Source organism: Lachnospiraceae bacterium (assembly GCA_025758065.1).
Taxonomy (GTDB): Bacteria; Bacillota; Clostridia; order Lachnospirales; family Lachnospiraceae; genus Enterocloster.
On record CP107199.1, the window covers coordinates 346,534 to 359,014 of the forward strand.

The 12,481-nt window shown below is 42.9% G+C and carries 12 protein-coding genes; 2 read left to right on the plus strand and 10 right to left on the minus strand.

The features are described from left to right. Positions 1-178: 178 nt before the first annotated feature. Positions 179-1,018, minus strand: coding sequence for a YdcF family protein (locus OGM16_01590; GenBank protein ID UYJ46999.1), 840 nt, complete (start codon positions 1,016-1,018; stop codon positions 179-181). Positions 1,019-1,388: 370 nt separating this feature from the next. Here OGM16_01590 and OGM16_01595 point away from each other — a divergent pair, with 370 nt between their 5' ends. Beyond that, a complete protein-coding gene (locus tag OGM16_01595; GenBank protein UYJ47000.1) occupies positions 1,389-2,705 on the plus strand; it encodes an IS110 family transposase in 1,317 nt (438 codons plus the stop codon). A 139-nt stretch (positions 2,706-2,844) separates the two neighbouring features. Here the strand turns inward: OGM16_01595 and OGM16_01600 are convergent, their stop codons facing one another. From OGM16_01600 to mtaB, 8 genes are all read right to left on the minus strand, one after another. Then, on the minus strand, positions 2,845-4,074 hold the full coding sequence (locus OGM16_01600; GenBank protein ID UYJ47001.1) for a U32 family peptidase: 1,230 nt from the start codon (positions 4,072-4,074) through the stop codon (positions 2,845-2,847). A gap of 14 nt (positions 4,075-4,088) precedes the next feature. After that, the gene (locus OGM16_01605) at positions 4,089-4,736 is read right to left on the minus strand and encodes an O-methyltransferase (protein ID UYJ47002.1); all 648 of its coding nucleotides are present in this window, start codon (positions 4,734-4,736) and stop codon (positions 4,089-4,091) included. Further along, entirely contained in the window at positions 4,723-5,370 is a 648-nt protein-coding gene (locus OGM16_01610; GenBank protein UYJ47003.1) for an endolytic transglycosylase MltG, read from the minus strand. Before OGM16_01610 ends, OGM16_01605 begins: the two co-directional genes overlap by 14 nt. Before the next feature lie 235 nt (positions 5,371-5,605). Continuing rightward, complete coding sequence (locus OGM16_01615; protein UYJ48367.1) at positions 5,606-7,246, minus strand: ribonuclease J; 1,641 nt, start codon at positions 7,244-7,246, stop codon at positions 5,606-5,608. 372 nt (positions 7,247-7,618) lie between these two features. Next, positions 7,619-7,897 (minus strand): DUF1292 domain-containing protein, encoded by a 279-nt coding sequence (locus OGM16_01620; GenBank protein ID UYJ48368.1) that lies wholly within the window; start codon positions 7,895-7,897, stop codon positions 7,619-7,621. A 4-nt stretch (positions 7,898-7,901) separates the two neighbouring features. Then, a complete protein-coding gene (ruvX, locus tag OGM16_01625) occupies positions 7,902-8,354 on the minus strand; it encodes a Holliday junction resolvase RuvX (protein ID UYJ47004.1) in 453 nt (150 codons plus the stop codon). A 205-nt stretch (positions 8,355-8,559) separates the two neighbouring features. Further along, positions 8,560-8,820, minus strand: a complete 261-nt coding sequence (locus OGM16_01630) for an IreB family regulatory phosphoprotein (protein UYJ48369.1) — start codon at positions 8,818-8,820, stop codon at positions 8,560-8,562. 47 nt (positions 8,821-8,867) lie between these two features. Further along, positions 8,868-10,244 carry a tRNA (N(6)-L-threonylcarbamoyladenosine(37)-C(2))-methylthiotransferase MtaB gene (gene mtaB, locus OGM16_01635; GenBank protein UYJ47005.1) on the minus strand — a complete coding sequence of 459 codons (1,377 nt, stop codon included), beginning with the start codon at positions 10,242-10,244 and terminating at the stop codon, positions 8,868-8,870. A 214-nt stretch (positions 10,245-10,458) separates the two neighbouring features. Between mtaB and OGM16_01640 the strand changes: the two genes are divergently transcribed. Then, positions 10,459-10,692 carry an HPr family phosphocarrier protein gene (locus OGM16_01640; protein UYJ47006.1) on the plus strand — a complete coding sequence of 78 codons (234 nt, stop codon included), beginning with the start codon at positions 10,459-10,461 and terminating at the stop codon, positions 10,690-10,692. Positions 10,693-11,280: 588 nt separating this feature from the next. On the opposite strand, the gene thiI is transcribed toward OGM16_01640, so the two are convergent. Beyond that, complete coding sequence (gene thiI, locus OGM16_01645; GenBank protein UYJ47007.1) at positions 11,281-12,465, minus strand: tRNA 4-thiouridine(8) synthase ThiI; 1,185 nt, start codon at positions 12,463-12,465, stop codon at positions 11,281-11,283. Positions 12,466-12,481: the final 16 nt, after the last annotated feature.

Below are 12,481 nucleotides of genomic sequence, written 5' to 3' on the forward strand. Positions count from 1 at the left end.
ACAAACCTACGCCGGCGCGCTTTACTGTCTGCTGGCGCAGACGGTTTGCTCCTTCGTGGCTGACTCGCAAACCCGTGCTAACGCACTCCACTGTCTGCTGACGCAGACAGTTTGCTCGTTAAGGGTCCAAGAAAAACAAATGTCTGCTTTGCAGACGCTTGTTTTTCTTCTGGGACCCTTACATGTTCCCCATTATTCTGTCCTTTATTATGGATGCACATTCACGTACGCATAAATGGATAAAAAGCACCGGATCTGACTGTGCACTGATGCCGTAGACATTTTCAAAACCCCATTTTTTGGCGATCATGCATGCTCTGTATACGTGGAAATTGCTGGTAAGTACACCTACTTCCAAAGGCTTGTCTGCAGCAATAAGGTAATTTTCTTTAGGCTCTCTTGAAAATTTCAGGTGGTTCCTTTCTTCCCTTTCATGGCGGATCATTTCCCGGTGGCTTTCAATGAGCAGCTTGCTGTAAGCCAGATTTTCCACTGTGCTTACGGAATGCTCTTCTAAGAGAAGCTGACCTGGCCTTACACCATTGTACACCAGATACCTGTACATGGCCTGGGCTTCTGATACAGGTTCATCCGGTCCTTTGCCTCCTGACAGCACCAGATAGGTTTCCGGATTTTTCTCTGCATATTCAATGGCCTTATCCAGCCTCTTTTTTAAAGAATTGCTTACTGTATGTTCTTTAACTCTGGCTCCTAAGACGATCACATAATCCAGGTCTCTTTCTTCATTTGCTGCTGCCCCCATAAACACCAGGATGCAAAACACTGCCATAATAACTACACCGGCAATACATGTAGTAACAATACTTACCGGCACCCACCTGGGGATGCGGTCCATATTTTTCCTGTAATACCATTTTCCATATACAAGAAATACGCATAAAGCCGCAAAGAAAAGCCAGATAAAGGCAAAAGAGGTTCCCATTCCGGCATAAAAAACAATGATCATAAAATATGCAGTACAGATGACCGCCAGTCCTAACAGGATCATATCTGCCATATGAGCACCTCCTAGTATAATAATGGTGTAGTCAATCAAGACTACTTGGTTAATAAGTTTCTATAAATCAGATAACAGAAGAAGGGATTCCTCCTTCATCAGATGTTATCCATAATAATTATCATGTCTGACGGTTCCTGATAGACACTAGATAAAACATAAGGTATTATCTCTTAGGATAGGACAAAGAATGTTCGCCTCCTTGGGAAGTCACTTCTGTGACTGATACCTACAAGAAAGTCAATTAGTCCATTCGACAGGGTTTTATGTTTTAGCTGGTTGGGAGCCGGAAGGCAATACCCGAATAACGCGCTAGGTTGTGTACCTGCCAGATTGGAAATGGATTCCTATCAGAAAGGAGCTATCGCTCATGTCAAACAAAGTTATTTTTAATCTTGATGAATTATTCATCTCTGTTGGTATTGATGTCGGTGCTGACTTCTCATGGATGTCTATCGCACTTCCAAACCAACAATTCGTAGGAAAACCTTACAAAATCCTGCATAACAGTATTGATTCCCTTACAACCGCTGTTTCTAAAATAAAAGAAGCAGAAGAGTTGTATTCTTTGGAAAGTCGCATTTTCCTCGAATCCACGGGAATTTATCATTACCCACTCTTCTGCTATCTTCGTGATAAGGGTTTTAACTGCTCCGTTATTAATCCTATCATCACTAAGAATAGCACAAACATCAACATCCGAAAAGTGCATAATGATCGTTTTGATTCAAAAAAAGCTGCTTTGGTTGGCTTGAAACCGGATTTAAAGGTTTCACTTATGCCATCAGATCTTGCCCTAAACTGCCGTAACCTATGCCGTGAATACTACGATTTAATGGATAATCGCAGTGCCTATGTGAATAAGCTTCAGGGTGAATTACGCATGGCGTTTCCACAGTATCTTGGCATCTTTTCCAAGGTTACTATCAACACTTCTCTTACATTGTTAGAAACTTATACCTCTCCATCAGCTTTTCTTGAAGCAGACAAGCAAGAGATTATTGATATCATCAAATCAACAGCTCGCTTTGGGCTTACATATGCTCAGAATAAGTATAATGCCATCATTCAGGCGGCAACTGATGCAAATCAGTTTGGCTACATCATAGAAAGCAACATCAAGCGTATCCGTCTTTATATCAGCTTCATACGTAAATATGATGAAGAAATCAACGATATTCTTGAATCGCTTCATAAGCTTGTTGATTCAAATGAAGATACTAAATTTGTCAAACAGGTTCATTTGATTGAAACATTCAAAGGTGCTGGTTTCTTGTCTGCTGCAACCATCATGGGCGAAATTGGTGACTTTTCTGCTTTTTCAAAACCAAAACAGCTTTTCGCTTATTTTGGTCTTGATCCTGCTGTGAAACAATCCGGCAAATTTGAAGGCACCAAGGTTCAAATGTCTAAGCGTGGTTCTTCTATTGCCAGACGTGTGATTCACACATTATCCTTGCAAAGTATCAGTATTTCCCGTAATGGAAAAGCTAAAAATCCAGTTCTTCGTGAATACTATCTCCAGAAATGTGATTCAAAACCAAAGCTCGTAGCAATGGGAGCCGTTTCACATAAAGTATGCAACATGATATTTGCAATACTAAGAGACAACAAACCTTTTGAAATCATCACTCCACAAGAGCACATCAAACAATACAATGCTGCTAAATGCGATATAGCTGCATAAAATACTGTAAATCCAACGAATCAATCTCTTGCAAAAGAACGATATATTCACCAAGGGGGCAGCCTACCCTTTTTTTAAGAAAATTTTTTTCCATTTTCTATTGACATTTATTAGCTGGACTTTTCTGCATCATTTTAATTTAGTTATCCTCTTTTTTACGGAGAATATCATACTTATCCACATCTGCACCTAAATCTACCCACAGGATCTGTTTTGGATGTGGAGCACTTTCCTGACCATTTCCATCTTCATCACAGATGCTCTTTACAACCACCTCCAGGTTCCGGCCATCCGGCTTCATGATCTCAATGGTCTCACCTACAGAGAATTTGTTCTTCTGTTCAATCCGGCAGCGGCCTTTTCCATCAGCCTCTTCCACTGTGCCAAGATAAGTATAATTTTTTACATAGGTGTTACTGTTGTAGATCTGGGCATCACTTCCCGGCTTTCCAAAGTAGAAGCCTGTAGTAAATTCACGGTAGGTACATTTTCCGATTTCTTCCTTGTACCACTCCATATTTGCCTCATAAAGCTTCGGATCTTTCATATAATCATCAATGGCTTTGCGATAGGTTCTTGCTACAGTAGCCACATATAATGCTGTTTTCATACGCCCTTCGATCTTAAAACTGTCGATCCCTGCATCGATCATCTCCGGAACATGCCCGATCATACAAAGATCCTTGGAATTAAAGATATAAGTGCCTCTTTCATTTTCATATACAGGCATATACTCTCCCGGCCGGGTCTCTTCTACAATAGAATACTTCCAGCGGCATGGATGAGTGCAGGCCCCCTGATTAGCATCACGGCCAGTAAAGAAATTACTGAGCAGACATCTTCCGGAATAAGAAATGCACATAGCCCCATGGATAAAGCTTTCTATCTCCATATCATCCGGAATATGAGCGCGGATCTCTTTGATCTCAGCCAAAGAAAGCTCTCTTGCAGAAACCACACGCTTTGCTCCCATACGGTTCCAGAACAGGTAAGTGCCATAATTAGTGTTATTTGCCTGGGTACTTATATGAAGTTCTGTATCCGGAAGCACTCTTTTTGCAATTTCAAATACACCTGGGTCAGAAATAATCAGGGCATCCGGGCCTACTTCTTTTAATTCTTCAAAATAAGCCTCCACCCCTGGCAGGTCCTGATTATGAGCCAGAATATTGGCTGTTACATAGACCTTTACATCATGCGCATGGGCAAAGGCAATTCCCTCTTTCATATCCTCTAAGGAGAAGTTGTGTGCTTTGGCTCTCAGTCCAAAAGCCTCCCCTCCTATATATACGGCATCTGCACCATAAATAACGGCTGTTTTTAATACATTCAGGCTTCCTGCCGGTATTAATAACTCTGTCTTTCTCATTTATCTGTCTTCTCCTATCTGATCCTGGTACTAATAGTCACTCCATCCCCTATAGGGATCACAGCTGTTTCAAATTCTTCCATATTTTTTAATTCATACAGATACTCCCTCATCCTGCTGTGAATAGTGCGGTTTCTTCTCTGGACTGCAAAACGTGACTGGACTACATCTCCGTCCTGAAGCACATTATCAGAAATAAGCACAGCTCCCACAGGCATCAGATCAAGGAGCAGAGGCAGCCAGTTTAAGTACTGTCCCTTTGCAGCATCCATAAATACAAGATCAAACTGTTTTCCCTTTAATTCCTTTAACCACATATCCGCATCCCCCTCTAAAAAAGTAATGCGGCTTTCTTCCCCGGCTTTTTTAAAATTTTCTTTTGCCTCAGGAATACGTTTTTCATACTTTTCAATGGTAGTGATATGACAGTTTAAAGGCATCACCTGACACATCTGCAAAGCAGAATAACCAACCGCAGTACCGATCTCCAGAATATTTTCCGGCCGTAATGCTGCTGTCAGGCTTCTAAGCAGGGCTGCTGTCTCGCTGCGGATAATAGGGACTCCCTCTTCAACGGCTTTTTTTTCAATTGTATCCAGAAGCTCCCCCCTGCTTTTTTCCAGGGAGTGAAGATATTCTGTAATCCTGTTATCTACGATCATTTTGTCCATCCTCTGTTACATCTTCGATCCATCCGCCTTCTTCCTCATCTTCACCAGAATAGGAATGCTCATCTGCCTGGGCTTCTTCTGATGAAAGGGTACTCCTTGCAGGATCTGCTGCATTAGCCTCTTCTTCCTGAAGATCCTTCTGACGCTTTTGTTTGGCATTTTCTGATCCTCCGGTATTCTGGTCTGCAGTCTTTTGCGCCGCTTTTGCACTTTCTGGCTTATCTGCAGATTTATCATCTTCTGCATCTTCCGGCTTTTCGCTGAGCTTTTGAAGGATCTCTTTGGAAGTCATAGATGTATTTAAAGTATACGTTCCTGGGTAGATCTTATCATAATCATAAAAACGGCTCTGGAATAAAAAGGCATAAATATTTTTGATCAGGCCTTTTTTCTCCAGTTCGCCTGCTGTCTGTGACACATCTTCCCCGTCTTTTACCACTACTGTAATATTGTGGCCCGGAGCTGCTTCCACTGCCTCTGCATAAAATACTGCATGACCAAAAGCATAGCCCCGGATCACTGACTCATATAAAAGCAGGATCAAAAGGGCAAGAAGCATCAGCTTTACAGAAATACTGATGATCGCCATGGTTATTTTGTTGATCTCCCTTGTACGGCTGCTCATGCTTCCTGTCCTCCTTTTTCTTCTTATGTACTCTCGGAGTCTTTCCTGCACTTACCTTTGCGGTCGATTTTCCGCCAGTTGCACCCGAATTTCAGAGGCAGACGCAACGCCAACGCCTCAGAACTTTGGGCACAGCTGACAAAAAATCTTCTCGCAAAATCAAGTACAAAAAGATTCCGAGAGTACATTCTTTGTAATACCTACGGATTGCTCCGTGCTTTGCACTCCCGCAATCCTACACTTCCATGATAATAGGCAGTATCATCGGATTTCTCTTCATACGCTTCCATAAGAAATCACTTAAGCTGTCTTTAATAATGTTCTTGATCTTGCCCCAGTCGCTTACATGGCGGTCTAAACAGTCTGCTACTGCATCTGCAACCACACTGTGGGCTTCCTCTAACAGGTCTTCTGACTCTCTTACATATACAAAACCTCTGGATACGATATCCGGGCCGGAAAGCAGCTGGTTGGAGTGCTTCTCCAGTGTAAGAACAACTACAATAATGCCATTCTGGGCCAGATTCTGTCTGTCTCTTAATACGATATTTCCTACATCACCGACTCCAAGTCCGTCAACCAGGATAGAACCACAGGCTACATGGTCAGTTACCTGACAGCTGTCTTCATCCAGGGAAACCACATCACCGGAATTTACCAGTAATGCATTTTCCTTCTGGACTCCCATATACTCAGCCAGTTCCTTCTGCGCCATTCTGTGGCGGAATTCACCATGTACCGGAATAGCAAATTTCGGATGTACCAGGGAATATATCAGCTTTAAGTCTTCCTGACATGCATGTCCGGAAACGTGGGTATCCTGGCAAATCACCTTTGCTCCCTTTGCAGAAAGCTCATTGATCACATTTGCCACTGCCTTCTCATTTCCTGGGATTGGAGTAGAGCTTAATACAACCACATCCCCAGGGACGATCGATACTTTCTTGTGGATGCTTGCTGCCATACGTGACAGGGCAGCCATGGATTCGCCCTGACTTCCTGTAGTGATCAGCACAGTAGACTCCGGCGGATAATTCTTTAACTGGTCAATATCAATAAGAGTTCCCTCTGGAATATTGATATATCCCAATTCACTGGCAATATCGATAATAGTAACCATACTACGGCCTTCTACCACTACCTTACGGCCATATTTATAAGCAGTATTTACCACCTGCTGTACACGGTCTACGTTAGATGCAAAGGTTGCTACGATAATACGGTGGTTTGTATGCTCTGCAAAAATGGTATCAAACGTCTTTCCTACACTGCGCTCAGACATGGTAAATCCGGGTCTGGTGGCATTGGTACTGTCTGCCAGCATAGCAAGAACGCCCTTTTTGCCCAGTTCCGCAAAACGCTGTAAATCGATTGGATCACCAAAAACAGGTGTATAGTCGATCTTAAAGTCACCTGTATGAAGAACAATGCCCACCGGTGAGAAGATAGCAAGTGCAGATGCATCCTGGATGCTGTGGTTGGTCTTGATAAACTCTACGCGGAAGCAGCCTAAATTTACAGACTGTCCATGCTTCATTACCTTGCGCTTCGTATTCTTTAACAGGTTATGCTCTTTTAATTTATGCTCAATTAAAGCAATGGTCAGTTTTGTACCATAAACAGGTACATTTACCTGCTGCAAAATATACGGCAATGCGCCAATGTGGTCCTCATGTCCATGAGTGATCACAAAGCCCTTTACCTTGTCAATGTTCTGCTTTAAATAAGATACATCCGGGATCACCAGATCGATACCTAACATATCATCCCCTGGGAATGCCAGACCACAGTCTACAACAATAATGGAATCTTCGTATTCAAATGCAGTAATGTTCATACCAATCTGCTCTAAGCCGCCTAAAGGTATGATCTTCAGCTTGCTCTTAGCCTCTTTCTGACTGTTTCTGGTCGGTTTTCTTAAAGGTGCCCTTTTCTCTCCTGCTTCTTTTACAGCTGGAAAGGATCTTTTTGTTCCCTGCTGTCTTCCTCTTGCAGGTGCTGCTTTGCGTTTTTCTTCAGTTTTTGGTTCTGCTGTTTCTCTGCTTCCGTTTTCTTCTTTTTCTTCTGCTTTTACAGCTTTAGGTACTCTTGGCACACGTCTCGGTCTTCTGTTCTGCGGTCTTCTAACCGTTTTTGTACCCTCTTCACGATTCTCGCCAGTATTATTTTCCGTTTTATTTTCTGTGCTGGTCTCAGGTTTTACATTTTCATTCACGTTCTCTTCTAAACTCAAGCTGATTCCTCCTGTTTATTTTTCTAATTCTACATCTGCATCCTTTAATAACTCTTCAAAAATGCCCATAACCCCGTCCAGTTCCCTGTCATCTTCTACAAACTCGAACAAAGCTTCACTGTCATTTTCACCGGATACATCCTTTAAAATATAACACTCTCCATCTTCATCTTCCGGTGCATCTGTCACCAGAAGATAGTCTTTTCCATGGATCCTGGTTTCCTCTAATACGTAAAAATCTACAGATTCTCCTGAATCTGTCACCATCGTAATGCAATCTTCTTTTTCATTCATTGGTTTATTCATTGATTTCTCCATCCTTTTTCTTTATCATGGACAGATGATCTAAATATCCCTGAAGGATCATTGCCGCTGCGATCTGGTCTACGGATTCTTTTCTGTGTTCACGGCGGACACCGCTTTCCATAAGGACACGCTCTGCTGCTACCGTTGTAAGACGCTCGTCCCACAACTCAACAGGAAGTCCTGTTCTGCGCTCTAACGCTGCTTTTAGTTCTTCTGACTTCTGGGCACGGTCTCCCACTGTATTATTCATATTTTTAGGATAGCCAAGAACAAACTTTTCTACCTCATACTCTTTAGCCAGTGCTTCAATTCTGGCAAGAGTCTGACGCAGTTTGTTTTCATCCTTTCTGGTGATTGTCTCCACTGCCTGTGCAGTGATCCCTAAAGGATCGCAGACTGCTACCCCTACTGTCTTTGAGCCATAATCAAGCCCCATTATCCTCATATTCACTTCCTCCGTACACACAAAAATCAGCAAAGGCAAAAACTGCCTTTGCGTGCAAGCACATAGTTCCTATAACCGCCTGGTAACACATTCATAGTGATCACAGAAAAAAATCGACGCCCATAAAAAATCCCCTTAACAGAGACTTTAATGGACGCCAAACCAGAGAGTGACATACTCTCTGTCCCTATTTTTCCCAACTGCCCTATTTTAAACGGGCATCAATATATACCGCCATCAATTCTTCCAGGATCTCATCTCTCTCCACCTTCATAATAAGGCTTCTGGCTCCCTTGTGGCTGGTAATATAGGTAGGATCCCCAGACATAATATAACCAACGATCTGATTTACAGGGTTATATCCTTTCTCGGTCAAGGCAATATACACCTGCTCCAGTACATCGCTTACTTCTACCTTTTTGTCCTGAACAGCCTGAAAATACTGTGTCTCTTTTATATTGCCCATATCATCACGTCCTTTACGTATTCTCATATATTTTACTCTATATTTTTCTATTCGGCAATAGTATTTTTTAACAGAAGTATATCCGAAGTCAGAAATTCTTTTGCCTGGGCTTCTAAAATAACTCCGGAAGCGGCATGCATTTTTTCGCATTCTTCCTTTGGAAGGGCTGCTTTTACATATTCCGGCGTATGTCCTACCAGATATTCTTTTCCATCTGCTGTTATCATTTCCTCAAAGAGAACAGAGACCTTTTCGCCTAAAAATCCTTTTCTGAACTCCTCTGACATTTTCTGTTCCAGTGCAAGAAGACGGTCAGAACGGACTCCTTTTTCCTGCTCCGGGATCTGATCTGTCATGGCAGCAGCCTTTGTACCGGCTCTTCTGGAATATTTAAACACATGCATTTCATAAAAATGCACTTTTTCCAGATACTTTTCCGTAATATCAAACTCTTCTTTCGTCTCACCCGGGAAGCCTACGATCACATCTGTAGTAATGGCAGGACGTTTAAAATGCTTACGGAGGATCTCACACCGCCTTAAGTAATCCTCTGTTGTATAATGACGGTTCATTCTCTGTAAAACACTGTCACAACCACTTTGTAAAGACAGGTGGAAATGAGGACAGAACTTAGGAAGCTCTGCCAGACTCTTTGCAAACTCTTCCGTAATAATACGCGGTTCCAGCGATCCCAGGCGGATACGTTCCAGCCCACTGATCTCATGGACCTCACGGATCAGGGCCAGCAATTCCCTGTGATTCCAGTCTCCCTGGCTTACAGGATTCCCCTCCATATGTTCAATTCCATAGGAACTTAAATGGATGCCTGTAAGAACAGCCTCTTTATATCCCTGAGCCACCAGTCCGGTGATCTCCCTGACCACATCTTCACGGCTTCTGCTGCGGACTCTGCCTCTGGCAAAGGGAATGATACAGTAACTGCAGAACTGATTACAGCCGTCCTGAACCTTGATAAAAGCTCTTGTATGGTCTGAAGGCTGTTCCAGATGAAGCGCCTCATAATCACTTCCATGGGAAAGATCGGTGACAAATACCTCTGCTTCTTCTTTCTCATGAACATTGCCTAAATATTCATCCAGAATATCTGCCAGCTCCGCCTTTTTATTATTTCCAATTACAATATCAACGCTGGCATCCTTTTTTAACTCTTCCGATGCCACCTGCACATAACAGCCTGCTGCCACCACTACAGACTCCGGATTCAGTTTCTTTGCCCGGTGCAGCATCTGCCTTGATTTCCGGTCCGCAATATTAGTAACAGAACATGTATTGATAATATAAACATCCGCCTTTTCATCAAAAGGAACGATCTCATAACCACGTTCCTTCAACTGCTGCTCCATGGCTTCCGTTTCATAAGCATTTACTTTGCACCCCAGATTGTGAAGGGCTGCTTTCGGCATAATATGACCTCCTGTTTTTTCTAAACGTGCTTGCCACCTGACGGCAACATCACCATAAATGAAAGTCAAAACCTCTCAATGATCGTTACTGAACTGTAACCAATGATTTTCATACAATCTCACTATTGACTTTTATACACCTGACCTTTAGTATTAACAGTAAGCAGTTCTATCTGCAAAAATGATTTACATACCACACAAGGAGGGGCTTCCTATGAAAACAGTTAGAATTTCATTAAATTCCATTGATAAGGTTAAATCTTTCGTAAACGATTTAGCTAAGTTCGATGTTGATTTTGATCTGGTTTCCGGCAGATATGTCATCGACGCAAAATCAATTATGGGTATCTTCAGTCTGGATCTGTCCAAGCCGATCGATCTGAACATTCATGCTGAGAATGACGTAGACAGCATTCTTGCTACACTTTCTCCATACATCATCGACTGAGTTTAATGTTAAAGTTTAGAAGGGAGCCGCGTGGATGCGGCTCTCTTTTTATATAACGCTTTCCGCTCACCGGCGGGTCTTCTTAGCCAGAAATAACGTTGCAGGGGTTCGCTTTCTATAAAACAATTGTACGCATCCTGAGCGCAGCTGTACGTCTGTGACGGATGTAGTCCGGCGCAGGCGAACTGACGCAAGCGAAGGCCAGCGAACAATGTTTTATAGAATGAAGAACCCCCTTTCGAACACTTCGGCCACCGGCCTTAAACCCAGTGTACTGTATCATTCACATTTCGCATAATGACTTGCCTGAATTTCCATCTGCTGTGTTGTCGTCAATCGACGATGCCACCGCATCGCCTCATTCCTCCGCCTTGCAGATTGAAAATTCATTCTGCGTCATTTTGCTGAAAGTGAATGATACAGTACACTAGTACATCGTTTTCGAAATAACTATACCACTCACTTGTCTGCGAATCTGATTGCACAGGCCTAAAAGCCTCAGCGTAGCCCGCTACGCCTGCGTTTTTAGACCTGCACACTCAAATCCGCATCCTACGTGATTAGTACAGTTATTTACGAAACGATGTACTAGCCGCGGCAAGCAATAACTTCCACAGTATCCAGCGCAGTCTTCACCATCTCATCGATCTTTTCTTCCAGATGACGCTCAGAATTTCTGATCACCTTAAGATTTGGCTTTGTAACCGGGTGCTTTGCTACGAAAATAGTACAGCAGTCCTCATATGGCTGGATTGAAGTCTCATAAGTACCGATCTTCTCAGAAACATCCACGATCTCCTGCTTATCAAATCCGATCACCGGACGGAAAACAGGCATAGTGCACACTTCATTAGTAGAAGCCAATGACTGTAACGTCTGTGAAGCCACCTGTCCGATACTCTCACCAGTGATCAGCGCAATAGAACCTGTCTTCTCAGCGATCGCCTGTGCAATACGCATCATATAACGGCGCATGATAATGGTCAGCTCCTCATGTGGGCACTGCTCATAAATATAAAGCTGGATATCTGTAAAATTAACTATATGCAGATTGATGGGGCCTGAATAACGTGCTACCAGATTTGCCAGATCAACTACCTTCTGTTTTGCTCTCTCACTGGTATATGGCGGCGCATGGAAATAAACAGCATCGATCTTCACTCCACGTTTTGCGATCATATAGCCTGCAACCGGGCTGTCAATACCGCCGGAAAGCAACAGCATTGCCTGTCCATTGGTGCCAATAGGCATACCGCCTGGTCCTGGGATCATCAGGGAGAACAGGTTCACTTTCTGGCGTATCTCCACGCGAAGAAGTACATCCGGATGATGTACATCCACTTTCATCTGTGGGAAAGCCTCTAAAATCGCCTCACCCATATCCCGGTTGATCTGCTCAGAGCTTACAGGGTACTGCTTATCCCCTCTTCTGGCATCTACCTTAAAAGTAATATTTTTGTCCGGATATACCTGATCCATATATTCTACTACATGCTTTTTCAGGTTCTCATAATCCTTATCCTCGATCTGCACCATAGGGCAGATATCAGCGATACCAAATACACGCTTTAACGCTTCAATGGTATCATCATACTCATACTCTCCTAAAGCCTTTACATAAATACGGCCGGATTCCTTTGTAACATCAAACTCACCGTCTACAGAGCTTAAAGCATAACGGATCTGACGGATCAGGGCATCTTCAAACATGTATCTGTTTTTACCCTTTGTGCCGATCTCTGCATACTTGATCAAAAATGACTGATACTGCATAATACTTCCTTTCTTT